The 20767-nt window shown below is 39.6% G+C and carries 15 protein-coding genes; 9 read left to right on the forward strand and 6 right to left on the reverse strand.

The window, feature by feature from the left end; genetic code table 11:
- Positions 1-60: 60 nt before the first annotated feature.
- The gene (locus H4O18_RS10970) at positions 61-750 is read right to left on the reverse strand and encodes an arylesterase (protein WP_187584443.1); all 690 of its coding nucleotides are present in this window, start codon (positions 748-750) and stop codon (positions 61-63) included.
- A gap of 72 nt (positions 751-822) precedes the next feature.
- Here H4O18_RS10970 and H4O18_RS10975 point away from each other — a divergent pair, with 72 nt between their 5' ends.
- Complete coding sequence (locus H4O18_RS10975; RefSeq protein ID WP_187584445.1) at positions 823-1512, forward strand: ABC transporter ATP-binding protein; 690 nt, start codon at positions 823-825, stop codon at positions 1510-1512.
- Positions 1513-1559: 47 nt separating this feature from the next.
- Positions 1560-4058: an ABC transporter permease gene (locus H4O18_RS10980; protein ID WP_187584570.1), complete on the forward strand. Its 2499-nt coding sequence runs from the start codon at positions 1560-1562 to the stop codon at positions 4056-4058.
- An 85-nt stretch (positions 4059-4143) separates the two neighbouring features.
- On the opposite strand, the gene H4O18_RS10985 is transcribed toward H4O18_RS10980, so the two are convergent.
- From H4O18_RS10985 to H4O18_RS11005, 5 genes are all read right to left on the reverse strand, one after another.
- Positions 4144-4656: a MepB family protein gene (locus tag H4O18_RS10985; protein ID WP_187584447.1), complete on the reverse strand. Its 513-nt coding sequence runs from the start codon at positions 4654-4656 to the stop codon at positions 4144-4146.
- Between the two features lie 50 nt (positions 4657-4706).
- Positions 4707-5669 (reverse strand): metallophosphoesterase family protein, encoded by a 963-nt coding sequence (locus tag H4O18_RS10990; protein WP_187584449.1) that lies wholly within the window; start codon positions 5667-5669, stop codon positions 4707-4709.
- A 3-nt stretch (positions 5670-5672) separates the two neighbouring features.
- Complete coding sequence (locus H4O18_RS10995) at positions 5673-8033, reverse strand: hypothetical protein (protein WP_222942397.1); 2361 nt, start codon at positions 8031-8033, stop codon at positions 5673-5675.
- A gap of 141 nt (positions 8034-8174) precedes the next feature.
- Entirely contained in the window at positions 8175-8987 is an 813-nt protein-coding gene (locus tag H4O18_RS11000) for an HpcH/HpaI aldolase family protein (RefSeq protein ID WP_187584451.1), read from the reverse strand.
- A gap of 38 nt (positions 8988-9025) precedes the next feature.
- Positions 9026-9991 (reverse strand): D-2-hydroxyacid dehydrogenase, encoded by a 966-nt coding sequence (locus H4O18_RS11005; protein ID WP_187584453.1) that lies wholly within the window; start codon positions 9989-9991, stop codon positions 9026-9028.
- A 705-nt stretch (positions 9992-10696) separates the two neighbouring features.
- Between H4O18_RS11005 and H4O18_RS11010 the strand changes: the two genes are divergently transcribed.
- The 7 genes from H4O18_RS11010 (at position 10697) to H4O18_RS11040 (ending at position 20494) form a co-directional block, all read left to right on the forward strand.
- Positions 10697-11515, forward strand: coding sequence for an alpha/beta hydrolase (locus tag H4O18_RS11010; protein ID WP_187584455.1), 819 nt, complete (start codon positions 10697-10699; stop codon positions 11513-11515).
- Positions 11516-11686: 171 nt separating this feature from the next.
- A complete protein-coding gene (locus tag H4O18_RS11015) occupies positions 11687-12820 on the forward strand; it encodes a glycerate kinase (protein WP_187584457.1) in 1134 nt (377 codons plus the stop codon).
- A 29-nt stretch (positions 12821-12849) separates the two neighbouring features.
- Positions 12850-14094, forward strand: a complete 1245-nt coding sequence (locus H4O18_RS11020) for a Tm-1-like ATP-binding domain-containing protein (RefSeq protein WP_187584459.1) — start codon at positions 12850-12852, stop codon at positions 14092-14094.
- A gap of 71 nt (positions 14095-14165) precedes the next feature.
- On the forward strand, positions 14166-15026 hold the full coding sequence (locus tag H4O18_RS11025) for a phosphoenolpyruvate hydrolase family protein (RefSeq protein ID WP_187584462.1): 861 nt from the start codon (positions 14166-14168) through the stop codon (positions 15024-15026).
- Positions 15027-15030: 4 nt separating this feature from the next.
- Positions 15031-15444 (forward strand): cupin domain-containing protein, encoded by a 414-nt coding sequence (locus H4O18_RS11030; protein WP_187584464.1) that lies wholly within the window; start codon positions 15031-15033, stop codon positions 15442-15444.
- Between the two features lie 80 nt (positions 15445-15524).
- The gene (locus tag H4O18_RS11035; protein ID WP_187584466.1) at positions 15525-18869 is read left to right on the forward strand and encodes a PVC-type heme-binding CxxCH protein; all 3345 of its coding nucleotides are present in this window, start codon (positions 15525-15527) and stop codon (positions 18867-18869) included.
- 149 nt (positions 18870-19018) lie between these two features.
- Positions 19019-20494: a potassium/proton antiporter gene (locus H4O18_RS11040; RefSeq protein ID WP_187584468.1), complete on the forward strand. Its 1476-nt coding sequence runs from the start codon at positions 19019-19021 to the stop codon at positions 20492-20494.
- The last annotated feature ends 273 nt before the right edge of the window (positions 20495-20767 follow it).

Here is a 20767-nt window from a genome sequence, read left to right on the forward strand (position 1 = left end):
AGCGAATTGAAAATAGAATGCTATGTCATGTAAGGTCTACCTTAATCACCTTAAACTACTTCACTCATTAATAACCTTGGCAATAATGGGCCAGATATTATTGGCTACAATCTTTTGTCCCTCAGCAGTGGGATGTATGCCATCTGCCTGATTCAGTTCTGGATTTCCTGCCACATCCTCCAGAAGAAATGGGATTAGACCAATATCATACTTTTGCGCAAGTGAAGGAAATATATCCTTGAATTCTGTGGTGTATTCCTGCCCCATATTGGGAGGAATTTGCATTCCCGCTAAAATAATGGTCGTATTTGGATTTTTCTGATGCACTACATCTATAATTTCCTCTAAATTCTTGCGCGTTTCTTCCAGTGGAATACCACGAAGACCATCATTGGCGCCGAGTTCCAATACAAATATGTCTATATCCCCATTTAGCACCCAGCTAATTCTATTTTTGCCACTTGCAGTAGTTTCACCACTTAAACCGGCATTTATCACCTTAAAAGGCAACTGTAAAGAATCAATTTTTGCCTGGATCAAAGCTGGAAACGCCTCATTGGGGTCGAGCCCCATACCAGCTGTAAGGCTGTTTCCAAAAAACAATATCACCTTTTTTTCAGTTTTGGTATCAAATATGCTTTCAGAACCATTATTCTCCTTTTTTTCAGAATCGGGATTCTTGGTGCCCAAATTCCCGCAAGAGGCGCAAAAAATAAATAATAAATAAGAAAATCTTAACAAGGTTCGCATGGGATATTGGATTAAAATCAAAATCATTTCTGTATTTTGCCTACTTCAGAAAAACCACGAAATAGACATTATATGGCAAAGATATTAAACGTGAACAATTTAGGGAAAATCTATAGTAGTGGTTCCAAAAAACTTACTGTATTGCAGGAAATTACCTTTGATGTGGAAGAGAGGGATTCTTTTTCCATTGTAGGGCCTTCTGGCAGCGGAAAAACCACCTTATTAGGTCTATGTGCAGGTTTGGACCAACCGGATTCTGGCACGGTGACCTTATGCGGTACCGAGCTGGGAAGTTTAAACGAAGATGAAAGAGCCATACTTCGGAATAGACATGTCGGTTTTGTTTTTCAGGATTTCCAACTACTGCCAACACTTACTGCTTTAGAAAATGTTGCTATTCCACTGGAATTAAGGGGTGATAAAAATGCGATGAAGAACGGGATGGAACTACTGGACAAGGTAGGTTTGCAAAATCGTTTTCATCATTATCCCTCACAACTCTCTGGTGGCGAGCAACAGCGTGTTGCCTTGGCCAGGGCATTTTCCAATAATCCATCTATCCTATTTGCGGATGAACCTACTGGTAATTTAGACGCAGAAACAGGGGAAAAGGTAATACAATTACTTTTCCAGCTCAATGCAGATGCCGGCACTACCTTGGTAATTGTAACCCATGATTTGGAATTGGCGGCCAAAACCCAACACATTTTAAGGTTAAAAGGAGGTAAGATTATTGCCAACCAGAAAACAACAGCCTTGTGAAAAATAATACCAGCACTACGAAGGCCGGGTTTCAGTGGCTCCTAAAAATGGCATGGCGAGATGGAAAAGCCAGCAGGAGAAAACTACTACTTTTTATGGCCTCTATCATTATGGGGATTGCAGCAGTTGTCTCTATACAGTCCTTTGGTGATAACCTTAAAAAAAATATTTCGGAACAATCCAAATCCTTAATGGGAGCCGATTTTATAGTGGATAGTAGAAATCCTCCCAACGAAAGGGTAGAAGGAATATTGGACTCCCTTGGGGGACCTGATGCCAAAGAAATTAATTTTCCCTCCATGGCAGCTTTCCCAAAATCGGGAACTTCTAAATTGGTACAAGTTCGCGGTATTGAAGGAGGATTTCCGTTTTATGGTGTTTTGGAGACGGTACCGGTATCAGCAGCGAATAACTATCAGCAAGAGGGAGCCGCTTTGGTGGATGCCACAGTTATGCTACAATATAACCTACAGCCTGGGGATAGTATTAAAGTTGGTGAAGTAACCTTTCCTATTGCGGGTTCTTTAAGATCCATACCGGGGAGTTCCGGGCTGTTCAGTTCTATAGCTCCTCCCGTAGTAATTCCGTATAGGTTTATCCAGGAAACAGGATTGATCCAAAAGGGAAGTAGGTTGGACTATGAATTTTATTTTGTCCAGCCCGATGCAAATCTAGAAAAATTGGAAAAATATTTGGATCCGCTCTTAGATGCCGAAGGGGCAGATTTGGACACCCATACTTCTACCAGTGCCAACCTGGGACGGAGATATGGTAATTTTGGAAAATTCCTTAATCTAGTCGCTTTTATTGCCCTCCTTTTAGGCTGTATTGGGATTGCAAGTGCTATCAACATTTACATAAAGGAAAAATTACGATCGGTAGCCGTTTTAAAATGTATAGGGGCAACCAAAAGACAAACTTTTTTAATTTATTTATTACAAATTGGAGCGCTAGGGTTGATAGGTGGAATTATTGGTACCATAGTTGGCTTAATATTACAGCAGGTGTTTCCTATATTTCTAGGGGATCTACTACCTGTGGATGTGCAAATATCCCTGGCGCCAAAAGCTATAGCCATGGGTCTTTTGTTAGGTCTCTTTATGTCTATTTTGTTTGCCCTTTACCCCTTAATGAGTACCCTATATGTTTCACCGCTTCAGGCTTTAAGGGTACAGGAAGTGGACCGGTCAAGATCTAAGAGAGGACTGGCGTTGGTCTCATTGGGAATTTTGGGCTTTTTATTTCTTTTCTCCTATTGGTTATTAAAGGATTGGAGATATTCCGTGTCGTTTGTGGCTGGAATTTTGATAACCTTCGTTATACTGGCAGGTCTGTCCGCATTGGCAATGAAAACCATAAAGAAATACTTTCCAACTTCCTGGAATTTTACTGCCCGTCATAGTTTATTGAACCTTTTTAGACCCCAGAACCAAACCCTCACATTGGTGTTGGCAATTGGTATAGGAACATTTCTAATCAGCACCCTATATTTTACCAAAGATTTTTTGTTGGCCAAGACGGCTATGGGAACAGACCCCAATAGTCCAAATATGATTCTTTTGGACATCCAAACAGAACAGAAAGAGGCTGTAGCCAATACCATTCTCCGGGATGGATATCCGGTATTGACCAATATCCCGATTATTACCATGAGGGTAAATAGCATACAGGGGAAGGGGGTAAACGATATCAGAAAGGATACCACTTCTACCATAAATTCTTGGATCTTAAACCATGAGTTTAGGGTAACCTATAGGGATAGCCTAATTGCATCCGAGAAATTGGAATCTGGCGAATGGGTTTCCAAGGTAACTTCTAAGGAAAAAATACCTATTTCCATTAGCGACAACTTTGCGAGGGATGCCAAGGTAGGGGTTGGGGACGAATTGACCTTTAATGTACAAGGTGTAATCATGAATACTGTTGTTGCCAATATAAGAACGGTGGATTGGGGACGTATGCAACTAAATTTCTCCATTGTTTTTCCTTTGGGCATTTTGGAAGAGGCTCCTCAATTTACAGTTCTTACGACCAGGGTAGCCGATGAAAATGCGTCGGCATCTCTTCAGAAGGAATTGGTAAAAGAATTTCCCAATGTATCCATCCTGGATATAAGACAAATACTGGTTGTTATAGAAAACTTATTAAACAAGATTTCTTGGATCATTAATTTTATGGCCTTTTTTAGTATCCTTACGGGGATAATTGTGCTTTTGGGTGCAGTAAGGACCAGTAAATATCAGCGGATACGTGAAAGTGTACTTCTAAGGACTATTGGAGCCAAGAGCAAACAAATATTGAAAATAGTGGCCTTGGAGTATCTGTACTTAGGTATTTTAGGAGGTTTATCTGGAATTCTACTATCTTTAATAAGTAGCCAATTGTTGGCTATGTTCGTATTCGAATCCCCTTTTACACCATCCTTATTTCCATTTTTGGTGCTGTTCCCTGGAATTACCGTGCTTGTTTTGCTAATTGGTCTGGGGAATAGCATAGGCGTTATAAAAAGTCCACCTTTGGAAGTTTTACGGAAGGAGGGAAGGTAGGCCGTACAGCACTATTAATTAATTTATTTTGTTTAACGTTAAAGAATAAAGGCTAGTCCAGTAATAGGAATATTACTTACAACCCTTACGACTGCAGATAAAGGGCACGTGCCTTCTGCAGGTCCGTTTTATAATTTTGTTCAATGGTCAAAAAATATTCAAGTTGCCATTTCTGGGTTTTTTGAGCGGTTTTGTTGTCGGGTTGTGACCAAGGAGGGTAAACACGAAAACCACGTTTGCCCGACTTTTTACCGTGGGATATAATTCCTTTTTCCATCAGGAGGTTTTTTGGAAAAACAAATTGGCCTAAGTGTGATTCCTCTCGTGAGGTGATTACAATAAGGTCTATTTCTTCAGAATCTTCCAATGGTATTGTTTCCCCGTTTACATTTCTTTTCCACAGGGTAACGAATTGCCCAATTTTTTTTGGAGTGATTTTACTTCTTCTCGCTTTTATAATGAGAGCGTTCAAATTAAAAGTGGAGGCCTCATATTCTTTGCTTTCCTTGTCCAGAACCAGGTTTGATGTTTTTAAGCCACATGGAACATAGACTTCTTCAACAATAAGGGTAAAATCTGTATTTACTGTATTCTTCATTTCTACAAATCTACCCAAAAGGCAAATATCCAGGTGCTAATTTGTGAGTATTAAATAGTGTTATCGGCCAATTTAAGCCTTTCCGCTTCCCAACCGTGATCTATATATTCCCAGGAAAAATCATTACCACTTACCTTAATTTTTACAAAACCTTCTTTGGTATTATGCCTTCTCCCTTTCCATCCGTTTCCAGCAATGGAGCCACCAGTTAAAAAATGAAATCGGTCATTGACGAATCCGTATTCCTTCCAGTGAATATGCCCTTGTAGAACCAATTTCAGATTATGGTTTTCCATTATTTTAAAAACATCCGAAGCATTATTGGCCGTTCTACTTCCCTCACCTCCATTTAATTGTGAATAGGTACATATCATGGGAATGTGTGTGGTGATAACAATGGGCGTAGATTTGTCCACTTTTTCAATATCCTGCTTCAACCACTCCAATTGCTCTAGATGAAAGTAACCTTTATATCTTTTGTTGTCCGTTACGTCCAAAGAATTTAAGGTAATAAAATGCCATCCTTTATGGTCAAAAGAGTAGTAGGTCTTCCCGAAATGCCTTTCCCACATTCCATATTTATAATCGGGATGATCTTCAGATTCCGGGCTTTCTTCATAGATAGCGAACAAGTCGTGATTTCCAATACAGTTATAAACAGGCATTTTAAATCCTTTGCTCATGTCTTTGTACAACGAAAAAAGCGATTCGCTTTGTTCGTAATTCCCGCGCATGGTATCATAGACAAGATCTCCGCCTGTTATTACAAAATCAGGATTCAATTCATTCACCTTATCTATGGCCATTTGAAATCCTTTTGGCGCATTCATTTCGGGTTTTATATGGATATCCGTTAAGAAAGCAAATTCAAAAGAATCCTCATTTTCTACTTCTACTACCTTATCTTTTGACGGTTGACAGGAAATCTGGGTGAAGGGAATAGCCACCGCAGCCAACCCCGATTGAAGCAAAAATTTCCTTCTACTATCCATTTTATTCTTCTTTTCCTCCATGATTTACTCCTTTATTAATTCATTTTGGTTAATTATCCATATTTCGGATACCTGAGCTCCCCGTTCTCCCTCACCACAGGTCCATTCCAGCTCCAGAACACCATCCTGTAATGCAGCAGTTGGAATTTTAAATTCATAAATAGGTTGAACTCCGGTCGTGATAAAGTCGTGCACAAGTGTATTCTCCGCCGTCAATTTTATTTTTGAACGGAAACGACCTGTATATGCCACTTTAATGACATAGGAACCATTGGGGTCCAAATCATTATAGATCATCTTCAGTGGCTCATCATATAAGCTGGTTACTTGGTTCATCCAAGATAATGGTGTTGTATGTCCGTCAAATCCTATGGCCGTAATTTCATGTACCCATTCCTCTCCTTTTAGACCAACCCCAAAACTGACCCTTGGCGATTTCAAACCTCCTGGGTCCTCTGCATAACTTTTATTGGAGACTACCCGGTTCCAACTCCTAGGTGTTCCAAAATTGTCATAATACCCTCCAGGACCGGGATTGTTACGCTCCAATAATTGGTTTATAGCTACCAATTTTTCAGATTCGCTTCCATTTTTTTCAATGATTGCGAGTTGATCTATCAACCACATGCCATCATTCAACGGAACATCTATATTATCTATAAAATTACCACGTCCACCTGCTGCGAAATGTTTTTCTACCGTCAATTGGGCACCAATACTTTCAAACAAATCATCGGCCAAGGCAAGGCATCTATTTTTCCATTCGGACATAACGGGTTCCTTTTTTGCCTTATATAAAATATCCTTGGCATCAACTATAGCGTTGATTGGACCTATAGCTTTGGCTGTTGACAATATTTCTCGAGCGTGTTGTTCCAATTCGGTCTCATAAATCAATCTTCTATATTGGTAAGCATCAAAATAGGCTCTTATAAGTCCCATTTGAAATCGGAAATTTCCTAAGACCTCCTTGGAAGCCTGTTTTTCCATATCCTGCCACTGTTGCAAGCTTGTAATTACACCAGCGTTATTAAGTAGGGGGCCTCGTAAATTATTTTCCAAAGCCATTAATCCCTGGGATACGGTTTCGGTATATTTGGGTCCTATAAAATAACGTGCATAATCGCGCAAGGTTTCCATAACCGGGGTTTCTGGATCCCAATCCTGATCGCTCCAGATTATTTTATTGACATCATCGTTGGTTCCTTCAGAATAACTAATACTTCCCTGTGCATATTGGTCAAAGGCATTATGAATTATTTTTTGGTCTTGCGGCCGTGGGTTGATAGATTCTCGTCCCAAGGTTATGGCATAAGCCAAATCCCAGTGTGGAATTGGGTATTGACTGCTTAAATTATGGGTGATATCGGGATATCGCCTTATAGGAATACCTGGATTAATTCGATCCGTAATTTCTTTTATGGGAGTTTTTATCCATGGACCGAAGACAACCCCTCCAAGCCAAGAGTACTCTTTGTTTATATGTCCATAAAAGGCATCGAACCAGGCTTTGGTAGGTCTAAAAACCTGTGGGGAAACCCATATTTTGGCATTAGGATGATATTCATGCAACACATCTGCTTCTATCTTCAGCCAATTGAACAATTCATCCGGCTCCAAATCCCCGGGATCTCCCCCTGGAACAAATAGTGCATCCAAACGGGGAATGGCTTTAAATACTTGGCGTCGTTCCTCAATTTCCACTTTTAAGGAATCTGGATCGGTATAGTCCGAACCCATATTGGGATACCACATCCAAACATCCATGCCATAGCGATCACATATCTTTGATTGTTCCGCAATCATTTCAATGGCAGGAATTTTCATATGAACATTTGTGAAATCATCATCGGTACGTGGAGGCATTATTTCAATGCTATTGGCATCGAAAATGGCCATATCACGGATGTAGTCGTCGAATTGCTGAACAGAAAATGCATCATAAGCATTGGTTTTGGGTCTATAACCCATTTGGTGGCCCCGGATAGAAAATTTAGGGGTAGACGAAATGTTTACATCGTTAGGCAGCAAAATCTGTCCCGGATACATTTCCAATTTCCTCAAAAGTTTTCCAATTCCATATAATACTCCCCTCGAGTCATGGCCTACAACCAGGACCACGTTATCTTTGGGCAGCATTGCTATTTTATATCCTTCCTTATTAGTTACGGGCATGGTTCCCAAAAGTTGTTGATACTCAATTGGGAATTTATTTAATCCCCCTTCAAGTCCAATGACCATACGGTTTTGTGAATGTTTTGGAAATTTATTTTCCCTGCTCAATACAATTCCACTCCTTTTTTCTATTTCATCCTTTAGTACGGATATGGCGTTGATAACCAGAGGATCTTTTTTCTCGAGACAAATAATTTTAGATTTACTCATGTCTATCTTTTGCCCAAAGAAAGAAGACGGAAAAAGCCCGATAAAACAAAGTGAAAGTAAAAATTGTTTAAAGCTTATATTCATATAAAATAGATTAATTCCCTCATAATGAATTGATTTAATATTGGCGTTTATAATTGGTCATATTGCTAATTCGTTATCATCTGATAGATTCTGGGCATCTCCCACGGCACCTTTTATAGTATTCATATCCTCGGAGAGTTTTTGACTAAAAAGTCGCAGGTCGGAACTGTGCAATACAATGTTAGCCCCTTCCTTAATCCATTTAATCTGAAAATTTGGATGGGCGGGAAAATGTATTCCGGCAGCAATTCCTTTTCTCCTTGCCTTATGAATGATCTCCTTAACCGTGCTTTCAAAATCGGGATGATCATATTGTTCCGGTAAACCCATATTTATGGAAAGATCATGGGGTCCTATCACTATCCCATCCAATCCGGGAACACTAAGAAGTTCCTCCAAACGCTCCACGGCAATAGTACTTTCAATGTTTATTAAACACAAACTATCCTGGTTAAACTGCTCTAGATAGGTCTTCATTTCAACAGATAGCTCTTCCTTCCCCGCAAGTACATTTTGTAATCGCTCTCCTTTCAACGGCCTGTACTTGGTTGCTCCCACCATTTGTTGTATTTGAGATACACTCTCAATATAGGGCGCCAAGACTCCTACCGCACCAGCATCCTTTGCCATACACGCCGCATAAGGGTCAGGACTGGGAATACGGACTATTGGGGACAAACCATGAGCAGTATACACCTGACATAGAAAAGTGAGTTCCGTTCTGTCCATAGGAATATGTTCCGTATCCAAAAAAACAAAATCCAATCCGCTGCCCTTTACAACCTTGGACCAAATAGGGGAGGTCGAAATAATACAGGTCCCGTAGATATTTTGGTTATCGCGTAATTTCTGCTTAAGGTTGTTTGGCATTGGTTATAATTTAGTGTTTGCTTGAAATGAAAATATTATTATTTATTTACCACATTAACGGGCTTGCCTTTTAAAAAAGCTTCCAAATTTTCTAAAGCAGTATTTAACAATCTACTTCTAGACTCTTTTGGAGCCCAAGCGATGTGAGGTGTTATTATACAGTTTTCGGCTTTTAGCAACTCATTGTCCTTGTCGATGGGTTCTTTGGAAACCACATCTACCGCAGCGCCGGAAATCTTGCCTGAATCCAAAGCCTCTTTTAGATCTTTTTCCACTATTAATTGTCCCCTTGAGGTATTTATGAGCATGACCCCATCCTTCATTTTGGAAATGTTGCCAGCATTAATAATACCCTCGGTTTCCGGGGTAAGAGGGCAGTGTAAACTTATTACATCCGAGTTGGCAAAAAGTTCATCCATATCCACCTGTTTACAGTTACTGGTCTCCAGTTCAGGCTTCTTACTGCTTCCTGCCGTCAAAATATTCATACCAAATGCTTGGGCCAATTTGGCGGTAGCTTGCCCAATTCTCCCAAAACCAATAATTCCCATAGTTTTTCCGTCCAATTCGATGAGAGGGTAGTTCCAGAAGCAAAAGTCCTTGCTTTTAGACCATTCCCCCTGTTTTACGGCACGATTGTGTTCCCCTACATGATGACACATTTCCAAGAGTAGGGCCATTGTCATTTGTGCCACGGCTGTGGTTCCGTAGCTGGGGACGTTGGTCACTACAATGCCCAATTCTTTGGCAGTATCAACATCAACTACATTGAACCCTGTGGCCAAAACACCTATATATTTTAGGGATGGTACTTTTTTCAATATTTCTTTGGGCAGAGGCGTCTTGTTGGTAAAAACGATTTCAGCGCTGCCTATGGTTTCAATAATTTTATCATTGTCATATTCAGTTCTGTCGTACACCGTAAGTTCACCAAAGTCCTTTAATTTCTCCCAACTCAAATCTCCTGGGTTTAAAGTATATCCGTCTAGAATAACTATTTTCATATTCAATATTTTATTTTCTTTTAAATGGATTAATATAACTGCACAAAACCGAAATCAAGGTCGCTTTTAAAGATATTATATCCAATGGAATTAGTCTTGTATTTCACCAAGGAACTAAATTTATTTATTAAATTTACACATTAAATAAATGCATATAATTATCTGGTTTATCAGTAGTTACAATATTATAATTAAAAATATAATTTTATTTGAGTACAGCACTTATCCAGACAAGGAAACTATAACACCTCTACTAAAAATTAGAAATTAAAAATCAATTTCAGCTTTGTTTGCATGTCTTTTTAGTCTCATTTTTTTCCTCATTAATTCAAAAAAAACTGATTCGATCCTTATTGGAGCACAAGGTGCTTCTTACAAATATAGCTTATATCACAGGCGCTATATAACCTATATTTTACCGAATACAGATTAAATATTGACCATCAAAACATTAATATACATAATACATCCACCCCACATGCTATTACTTTAGGTGGATATTTTGCATAATCCATGAAGAAGTTTCAATTATCATTGGGAGTTAGATGAATTGAACAAAGTCAATTTTTTAATTTATTAGAAAATTCTCAAGTATATCGCAAAGTAATAGGGAGTTTAGAGGATTTGACTATTTAATTTAATCTGTTTTTATGATATTAGAGAAATATTTATAACCATATAATCAATTCAAAATCCAATTTTTCCATGAAAAAGTTACTCATTTACATGTTTTTGGCGGTTATGCCGATATACGCTTTTGGTCAGGACCCAAAGTATAAGACGTTGGATAATGTGTATTACTACGATTCCCAGACTGTTGACCAAACGGACTATATGAAACAGAAGTGTCTAGTGGATATCTATTACCCGGAAAGCAAGGCAAAGGTACCCGTAGTGATTTGGTTTCATGGAGGAGGGTTAACCGGTGGTAAAAAGGAAATTCCATCTGCCTTAAAAAATAAAGGATTCTGTGTGATAGGAGTAGGATATAGGCTTTCTCCCAAGGTAAAGGCCGAAACCTGTATTGCGGATGCTACTGCGGCAATAGCTTGGGTCTTTAAAAATATAGACCGTTATAATGGCGACCCGAATCAGATTATTGTTTCTGGCCATTCGGCAGGAGGATATTTGGCCTTGATGTCTGTCATGGACAAAAGTTGGCTAAAGAAATACAATATTGATTCGGATAAGGTAGCTGGACTGGTTCCCTTTAGTGGTCATACCATAACACATTTCACTATAAGAAAAGAACAAGGTATCCCAGGAGAGCAACCCATTATAGACAAGTGGGCACCATTATTCCATGTACGTAAAAATGCGCCACCAACTTTATTGATCACCGGGGACCGTGAAAAAGAAATGCTAGGGCGTTATGAAGAGAATGCCTATTTCTATCGGATGATGAAAGTTGTGGGACACCCAAATATTACTCAATATGAAATGGACGGCTATGGACACAATATGACCGAACCGGCCTTTCCCTTGTTGGTTGATTTTGTAAGCTTAAAATCGAAGGTGAACTAGAAGGATTTAGTAATTCCAGAATTTTGAGCAATGATTATAAAGAATACAAACTTTGTAATGGTCAATATATAATATGTATTGGGTGAAATTTAGGTTATAAAACGCTTGCTTAATACGCTATATTTGTAAAGAGCGTGACAAATGTTTATAAAACATTAAATACAAGATATAATGAATATTGTAATTGCGCCTGACTCTTTTAAGGAATGTTTATCTGCCATGGAAGTGGCGGCCAACATTGCCATAGGGGTACGAAAAGTAATGCCGGCTGCCATAATCCATGAAATCCCGATTTCCGATGGTGGCGAAGGGGTGTTGGAGGCAATTATGGCAGGTGCTGGAGGAACAAGAGTGTCAGTTTCTGTATTGGACCCCCTTAAGAGGCAAATAAAGGCCGAATACGGCATTTTAAACGATAACAAGACTGCAGTAATCGAGATGGCCAAAGCTTCTGGTTTGGAATTGCTGAAGGAAGTTGAAAAGAATCCATTGACTACATCCACCTATGGAACAGGACAATTAATTAAGGATGCACTGGAAAAAGGATGTAATAAAATTATAGTAGGCATAGGAGGTAGTGCCACCAATGATGGAGGAGCGGGTATGATAAGGGCTCTAGGGGCCAAATTTTTGAATGATAAGGGGAAAGAGATCAATGAAGGCGGAGGTAGTTTAAACGAATTACACACCATAGATTTATCCAATTTTGATAATAAAATTCAACATTGTGAGGTTGTCGTTGCTTGTGATGTTTCCAATCCATTAACTGGTATAAACGGTGCTTCCATGGTATATGGAGGGCAAAAAGGTGGAAATAAGGAAGATTTGAAATTACTAGATCGTAACCTTGCCCATTATGCCAAAATAATTAAGACTACAGTGGGATTTGATATTTCTGACACTCCAGGTGCCGGGGCAGCCGGAGGGACTGGTGCTGGGCTAATGGCTTTTTTAGGAGGTAGCCTGGTAAATGGGATAGGATTAATATTGGAAACGCTAAAAATCGAGGAATATATAAAGCAGGCCGATGTGGTGTTTACCGGCGAAGGTAAAATTGATGAACAAACCTTACATGGCAAAACGATATCCGGGATTGCGAAGATGGCAAAAAAACACAATGTACCGGTAATCGTTATTACTGGAAAAATTGGGGATAACATAGACGGGATTTACAACATTGGAGTAAGCGCTGTGTATTCCATTGTAAATCAGCCAATGGAATTAAAGGAAGCCATTCGGCAGGCCCCAAAACTTATACAGGATTGTGCCAAAAATATAATGTCTACCATAATTTGTTTCAATTAAGCTTTTAGCCATATTTAGTAGGAATAGGAATGAGTATAACACCAAATAAACAATTGTCAAAAGAAGGAAGTATTGTAATGGTGGGATGCTTCGATACCAAGGGAGAAGATTTTTGTTATCTATATACCTGCTTGGTACAGCAAGGAGCTAGTGTAATTACGATAAATACTGGCGTAATGGGCTCTACCGATTTGTTTCCAGTACATTTTGAGGCCGAAAAAGTGGCTATAAGAGGTGGAGCTTCCCTAACTAGCCTGCGTAAAATAAACGATCGTGGTAAGGCTATTGAAGTTATGGGAAATGGGTCGGCAGGTATAATTGCAGATCTTTTTTTTCAGAATAAAGTGAAAGCCATCATAGGTATGGGAGGCGGTGGCGGTACATTCATTGCTCTTAAAGCCATGCAAACTTTGCCTTTTGGTATTCCCAAATTATGTATCAGCACTTTGGCAACGAAAGACCTATCCGCACATATTGGGATTAAGGATATTACCTTAATGCCTTCAATCGTGGATGTAGCCGGACTGAATAGTATAAGTAGAGTAGTAATGCGCCAAGGGGCGGCTGCCATTGTTGGAATGATGCAGGCCTCGGTCTCAAATAACGAAAGACAAGGCCGATCCATTGCCATTAGCGTTTTTGGCAATACTACAGCATGTGTGGACAAATGTTCGGAGTTATTAAAGAATAAAGGCTATGAGGTTTTGGCATTCCATTCCGTTGGGGTCGGTGGCAAGACCATGGAAGGATTAACCTTGGATGGTCACTTTGATGCTATATTGGACATTACTACTACCGAACTGGCCGATGAACTTTGTGGGGGAATATGCAGTGCTGGACCAGACCGAATGACAGCCGCGTCAAAAATGGGATTACCACAAGTTATAGTCCCAGGGTGTTTGGATATGGTAAACTTTGGACCTTTGGATACACTTCCGAAAAAATATAAGGACCGACAATTATTCAGTTGGGCACCAGATGTAACCCTTATGCGCACAAACGAAGAAGAGAACAGAATTCTTGGAAGGACTATGGCCGAAAAACTGAATAAATCCAAGGCTCCCGTGACCGTTTTATTTCCCAAGGGAGGGTTATCCAAAATTGGAGGAATCGGAGAGGTTTTTCACAATCCTAAAATAGATCAGGAATTGTTTCATTCCCTTAAAAAGTATCTAAATGAAAATATTAAAGTTATAGAGGTTGACTCTAATATCAATACTGAGAATTTCGCGGTTGAGTCCGTAAAATGCCTGTTGGAAATAATCAAAAACTAGCATTGGTGAAAATTTCAATGAAGTGCAACAAATAAAAATTCAACAATAATCAACTAATCAAAAGAAAAATTATGCCGAATCCATGGACAGGGAAAGGAAACCCCTACACAAAACAAGAAGTTAAAGATAGGTTACAAGCAGTTGTAAATCAAAAAAAGGCAATTATTGCTGCTGGTGCAGGTACAGGAATCAGTGCTAAATTTATTGAAAAAGGAGGGGCTGATTTAATCATTATTTATAACTCGGGTAGGTTTAGAATGTCCGGTCACGGTTCAACTGCCGGTATGATGGCCTATGGCGATGCCAATGCGGTAGCTATGGAAATAGGGGAGTTTGAGGTTTTACCCGTAGTGGAGGAGGTTCCTGTAATTTGTGGAGTTCACGGTAGCGACCCAAGGAGACGAATGTGGCACTTTTTGGGAAAAGTGAAGGATATGGGATTCTCCGGTGTGAATAATTTTCCAACCCATTCCATTATAGATGGTCATTTTAGAAGGGTACTGGAAGAAACGGGAATGAGTTTTCAAAAAGAAGTAGATATGGTGGATTTAGCCACCAAAATGGACTTGTTCTCCGTGGTATATGTGGGTAAACCAGAAGAGGCTATCCAAATGGCCGATGTGGGAGCCGATGCCATAATTGCCCATGTGGGTACAACTGTCGGCGGATCTATTGGGGTTACCAATGCTTCGGCATCTATGGATGATGCCCTGGAACGCACACAACGCATTGTTGATGCCGTGAAAAAATCGAATCCAGACACCTTTCTTCTTGCCCATGGAGGGCCGATCAATACACCAGCCGACGTAAAATATGTTTTGGAACATTGTAAAGGCCTGCACGGTTTTGTGGGGGCCTCATCCTTGGAACGAATGGGTATAGAACAATCCTTGACCAATTTAACCAAGGAGTTTAAAGCATTAACCCTTTAGTTCAATGATGGAAAGGAATTGGAAATTTGTAAAGAAAAAGGATTTAATGTTCGAAAAGGCCTTAGGGCGGGTACATCATTGGCATTATCATCCCGAAATTATAAAGCAGGCCGACTCCTATATGGTAAAAGTGGTCATGCCAGAAGGAGGGGGACATAATTTTCACGTTCATCCAGAAATGCACGAAATTCTTTACGTACTTAAAGGTACGGCCGAACAATGGATAGAGGATGAGATGCAGATTTTGGAGGAGGGCGACTCTGTCTATATCGGGGCCAATGTTGCCCATGGTACTTTTAATGCCGGGAAAGGGGAATTGGAGTTTTTGGCCATCCTGTCACCCCCAGAAGGTTGGGAAGCAGGAACGGTGGACGTAAGTGAAAATGCACCCTATTCAGAATATCGTCCACGAATCTGATCGGGTAATATATTCCCATTATCAAAAAACCATCAATTTATTAATTGGCCATAGCAAGTAATTAAATTAAAACGAACAAAATGAAAAATATAACTGCTTACCTTTCCTTACTGATCTGTGGAATGGTTCTTTTATCTGGCTGCTCTGGAGAAAAATCTCCCCCACCTCCGTTGACCTATACCGGCGAGAACCCTAAGGTCCAGAACCCTCTAAGTCCCGAAGATTCCCAGAAACACATTCAACTTCCTGATGGTTTTAGCGCTAAATTATTTGCAGCGGAACCCAATATAATAAATCCCATAGCCTTTACTTGGGATGAAAGAGGGAGACTTTGGGTGGTGCAGTCCAAGGATTATCCACATGGTCTTAGCAATGATGTTGGGGGTGATAGGATCACTATCTGTGAAGACACTAATGGAGATGGCAAGGCAGATACCTTTACGGATTTCGCCACCGAGCAAAAGTTAACGACCGGAATTACACTGGTAAAGGGCGGTGCCATTGCTGCCCAAGCGCCCAATATGGTTTTTCTGGAAGATACCGATGGAGACGACAAAATGGACAAAAGCACTGTATTGTTCGAAGGTTTCGGAACATTTGACACCCATGCGGGACCATCCAATTTACGCTATGGATTGGACAATATGATTTGGGGATCTGTAGGATATTCCGGATTTGAAAATCAGTTTCAGGGAAAGCCTGTTGAATTTAAAATGGGAGTCTACAAATTTGCCAAGGACGGCTCTTATTTTGAACCCGTGGGTCAATTCAACAACAATACCTGGGGACTTGGTTTTAACGAGAATTTTGAAATATTTGGATCGACCGCCAATAATAACCATTGTTGTTATGTGGGTATACCGTTAAAACATTACGATTATTTAAATAAACTGCCTTCATGGGCAATCAATGCCGATTTTATTCAAGGACACTATGAAATTACTCCGGTAGATACTATACCACTGCAACAGGTAGATGTTCGTGGAGGATATACTGCAGCCGCGGGTGCTAATTTTTATACAGCAAGAAATTATCCAGAGGCCTATCAAAATCAAATGTATGTTTCAGAACCTACCGGACATTTGGTACACATAGCAAAAATCGTCAAGTATGGGGCAGGGTATAAGGAGGTTGATGGCAGCAATATTTTTGCCAGTACTGATGCCTGGACCGCTCCAGTTTTTGCTGAAACAGGACCAGATGGAAATATTTGGGTCGCGGATTGGTACAATCCAGTAATTCAACATAACCCGGATAAGCGTGGGATGGACAATCAAATTTGGAATGCTGATAAAGGTGAAGGGAATGCCCATAAAAATCAGTTACGTGATTATGGACATGGTAGAATATATATAATTACCCATGAAGATGGTGATGATTCAGATATCACCTCCTTAAATTCCGATGATGATAAAAAGCTTTTGAAGGCTTTGCAAAGCGATAATATGTTTTGGAGAGTTACCGCACAGCGCTTAATCGTGGAGAATAAAAAAGTTTCCCTTATTCCCGAATTGATCAAATTGGCTGGGAACAATGATAATATTGATAAAAGTGGTCTAAATGCCAGTGCATTGCATGCTTTGTGGACCTTGAACGGCTTGGGCGCACTTAACGGTACCAATGCCCTTGCCAAGGAAGTGGTTGTTAATGCGTTGACCAATAGTTCCTATGCCGTTAAACGTGCGGCATTGGCTTTGATGCCTTTAACGAAGGAAAGTAGTGAAAGTCTGGCGCAATCGGGGCTCTTAAATAGTTCCGATCCGCAGATCAAGCTAGCTGCAGTTTTAAAGGCTGGACAATTGCCAGAATCAAATGGCTTGTATGCTGAAATAGAAAAAATTTCCCAAGACGATTCCAGTACTTCGGATAAATGGATCAATGCCGCACTGAAGATTTATTATAGGGAATCCAACTTTGAGGAAGTGGAACCGTCCTCTGTAGTTATGCTCGTACCCTCCGCAGAAGAGAAAAAGTCCATTTGGAATTATACCAATGAAAAACCTTCCGAAAACTGGATGAAATTAGAATTCAATGATTCGGGCTGGAAGAAGGGAACTGCTAAATTTGGAGGGGATAATATGAAGCATGTGAACACAAAATGGAGCAGTTCCGATATCTGGATGCGACAAGAAGTGGTTATTACTGATGAAATTATTGAACCAGTGATTAAAATTGCACATGATGACGATTATGAAATTTATGTCAATGGACAACTTTTGATAGCGGAAGCGGGATCCAGTGAGTCGTATAAATACATAAAGCTGGATAGTGAAAAGGGTCAATTATTTAAAAAAGGGAAAAATCTTATTGCTGTTCACTGCGTAAATACAGGAGGTAATCAACACATTGATATGGGTATAGGCAAAGTCGGTAAAATAAAGGCCGATGTCACCTTTATGCTCAATACCGTTAACCAGGAAATGGCTTATGATAAGACAACCCTTCATGCCACGGCCGGTCAGACAGTAGAAATAGTTCTGAAAAACAAAGATCAGATGTCGCATAATTTGGTGGTAATACAACCGGGAAGTTTGGACAGTTTTGGGGCTATGGTAGATGGTTTTCTAAAAAATCCGGAAGCAGAAAAAATGGGATATGTTCCTAAATCAAGATACGTATTGGGAGCAACGGATATGTTGACACCGGGTGTTACAGGATCTGTAGTGTTTAAACTTCCAGACACTCCAGGTATTTACCCCTATGTCTGCACTTTTCCAGGACATTGGCGTATGATGCAAGGAGTAATTGTTGTAACCGCTCCTGGATCCTATATTTCTGAAAACAAGGAAGCCCAAAAAATTTCCGTTATGGGCGGCGGTAGTTCCCATGATTTTCTCAATTTTTTTGGCATTGCAGATGGTAAGATCCTTAGTGCTGGCGGTAAGAACACCGTAATATACACAGAGAATCCAATGGAATTGGGAACTCTTGTTCCAAACACGGATATACTTTTATTAAGTAACAACAAACCATTGGACAGAAATACCAGAAATGCTATTATGTCAAGGGTTAATGAGGGCAAGATGAATATGCTTATCTACCATCCGAGTATTTGGTACAATTGGAAGGATTGGCCGGAATATAACAAAACATTGGTAGGTGGAGGATCTAGGTCCCATGAGGATCTTCAAGAATTTGAAGTTAGGGTGCTAAAGCCTGATCATCCCATTATGAAAGGAGTACCTGCCAAATTTAAGATCGTTGACGAATTATACCGATTGGAAAAGGACCCAGATGCTGAAATAGAAGTATTGGCAGTAGGCAGAGGCTTAAAATCAGGGAAAGAATATCCTGCTGTTTGGATCGTAAAACATCCAACCGCAAAAATTGTTGGCAATACTTTAGGGCATGACGAAAGAGCCCACGGATTAAAGGCCTACCAGACCATATTAAAAAATAGTGCAGATTGGGTAGCCAAGAAGTAAACGAAATTTATTAAAAGACAGCGAAATTTTCAAGCTTAAAGGCATATAGAGAGTGCCTATTACATTGGAGCACAAGTAAAGTTAATTTTAAAACTAAATTTATTCATAAGAACGCTTATTTTTGAAGAAACCTATAGTAGTTTCGCAAAATGAATTTAACGATTGAAAATATACTCCTTGTCGGTTCAATTCTTCTTTTTATAAGTATAGTTGTTGGAAAGACTTCATATAAGTTTGGGGTTCCCACTTTATTGCTCTTTTTGGCCATTGGAATGCTCGCAGGTTCTGAAGGTATAGGGGGAATCCGATTCAACGACCCCAAAATTGCACAATTTATTGGAATCGTATCGCTTAATTTTATACTATTCTCAGGGGGTTTGGATACCAATTGGAGTACGGTGAAACCCATTTTACGCGAAGGACTTGTATTAAGCACATTGGGAGTCTTATTTACCGCCTTATCCATTGGTTGCTTTGTATGGTGGATCACCGATTTTACCATTTACGAAAGTATGCTGTTGGGTTCCATTGTTTCTTCGACAGATGCTGCCGCTGTTTTTTCAATCTTGCGATCAAAAAGTCTGGCCTTAAAAACTAACCTGAGACCGACTTTGGAATTGGAAAGTGGTAGTAATGACCCCATGGCCTATGTCCTGACGCTCGCTTTTTTAACCTTGGTAGTTCACCAGGATCAAAGTGTTTTCTCCATAATACCTTTGTTTTTGCAACAGATGATTTTAGGGGGAGCAGCGGGTTTTGGATTTGGAAAACTTAGTAAATATGTGATAAATAAGATTAAGCTCGACTTTGAGGGACTCTATCCAGTATTGGTTATTGCCCTCATGTTTGTAACATTTTCGGCCACTGACTTCGTTGGTGGCAATGGTTTTCTAGCCATCTATATCTGCGCCGTGTATCTAGGCAATCAAGATTTGATACATAAAAAAACCATTTTAAAAATGTTCGATGGTTTAGCCTGGTTGATGGAAATTGTTCTGTTCCTTACATTAGGATTGTTGGTGTTTCCATCTCAAATTATCCCGGTAATGGGTGTGGGTTTACTTATTTCAATATTCCTTATAATAGTAGCACGGCCAATAAGTGTATTTCTAAGTCTCATTTTTTTCAGGATGAAAATGAGAAGACGTTTTTATATTTCATGGGTTGGATTACGTGGGGCCGTCCCAATTGTGTTTGCCACTTATCCACTTTTGGCGGGAATAGACAAAGCAAACATGATTTTTAATATTGTTTTCTTTATCTCGGTAACTTCTATTTTAATTCAGGGAACCACACTCTCCGTCGTGGCTAAATGGTTAGGTGTTGCTATTCCGGAAAAGGCCAAAAAGTTATCTCCGACAGATTTGCTATTTTCAGAAGATCCAAAGACAATAATGAGAGAGATTTCCATAAGTTCGGAATGCTTTGCTACGAACAAAAAAATAGTTGAATTGGGCTTTCCCAAAAACGCAATAATTGCAATGATAAAAAGGGGTGACAAATTTATTACCCCGAGCGGCTCAACTAAAATTGAAAGTGATGACACCTTAATAGTCCTTGCGGATCGATTGGAAATAATAGACGAAGTATATAAGACGCTCAAAATAAATAATCCCAGCCAATAAAATTTGGGTTTAATCTTATTTATGAAGATTGTATAAAAACTTTAACCTGCTGCCTAATACGGGGGCATTTGATATAAAAATACTTTTACCGCGAAATTTTAAATACAAATTTCCTTTAACTGTCTACCTCATTTTTACCAGCACCCAATTGTTATTAGAAGGGCTTGATGTCTAATTTCACACACTTATGTGATTGTGGTATCCTGATATCCGTATTTACTTTGTAGAAAAATATAGGATATGAAAACATTAATATACAGGGCGAAAACAACC

Origin of the sequence: Arenibacter arenosicollis (assembly GCF_014397245.1) — a bacterium.
Classification (GTDB): domain Bacteria; phylum Bacteroidota; class Bacteroidia; order Flavobacteriales; family Flavobacteriaceae; genus Arenibacter; species Arenibacter arenosicollis.

Bases quoted from the DNA above. Each gene is read 5' to 3' on its own strand.
- H4O18_RS11005 (WP_187584453.1), bottom strand. From the start codon at position 9,991: ATGAAAATAGTTATTCTAGACGGATATACTTTAAACCCAGGAGATTTG.
- H4O18_RS11015 (WP_187584457.1), top strand. From the start codon at position 11,687: ATGAATATTGTAATTGCGCCTGACTCTTTTAAGGAATGTTTATCTGCC.
- H4O18_RS10975 (WP_187584445.1), top strand. From the start codon at position 823: ATGGCAAAGATATTAAACGTGAACAATTTAGGGAAAATCTATAGTAGT.
- H4O18_RS11025 (WP_187584462.1), top strand. From the start codon at position 14,166: ATGCCGAATCCATGGACAGGGAAAGGAAACCCCTACACAAAACAAGAA.
- H4O18_RS10995 (WP_222942397.1), bottom strand. From the start codon at position 8,033: ATGAGTAAATCTAAAATTATTTGTCTCGAGAAAAAAGATCCTCTGGTT.
- H4O18_RS10985 (WP_187584447.1), bottom strand. From the start codon at position 4,656: ATGAAGAATACAGTAAATACAGATTTTACCCTTATTGTTGAAGAAGTC.
- H4O18_RS11010 (WP_187584455.1), top strand. From the start codon at position 10,697: ATGAAAAAGTTACTCATTTACATGTTTTTGGCGGTTATGCCGATATAC.
- H4O18_RS10970 (WP_187584443.1), bottom strand. From the start codon at position 750: ATGCGAACCTTGTTAAGATTTTCTTATTTATTATTTATTTTTTGCGCC.
- H4O18_RS11040 (WP_187584468.1), top strand. From the start codon at position 19,019: ATGAATTTAACGATTGAAAATATACTCCTTGTCGGTTCAATTCTTCTT.
- H4O18_RS11035 (WP_187584466.1), top strand. From the start codon at position 15,525: ATGAAAAATATAACTGCTTACCTTTCCTTACTGATCTGTGGAATGGTT.
- H4O18_RS11030 (WP_187584464.1), top strand. From the start codon at position 15,031: ATGATGGAAAGGAATTGGAAATTTGTAAAGAAAAAGGATTTAATGTTC.
- H4O18_RS11020 (WP_187584459.1), top strand. From the start codon at position 12,850: ATGAGTATAACACCAAATAAACAATTGTCAAAAGAAGGAAGTATTGTA.
- H4O18_RS11000 (WP_187584451.1), bottom strand. From the start codon at position 8,987: ATGCCAAACAACCTTAAGCAGAAATTACGCGATAACCAAAATATCTAC.
- H4O18_RS10990 (WP_187584449.1), bottom strand. From the start codon at position 5,669: ATGGAGGAAAAGAAGAATAAAATGGATAGTAGAAGGAAATTTTTGCTT.
- H4O18_RS10980 (WP_187584570.1), top strand. From the start codon at position 1,560: ATGGCATGGCGAGATGGAAAAGCCAGCAGGAGAAAACTACTACTTTTT.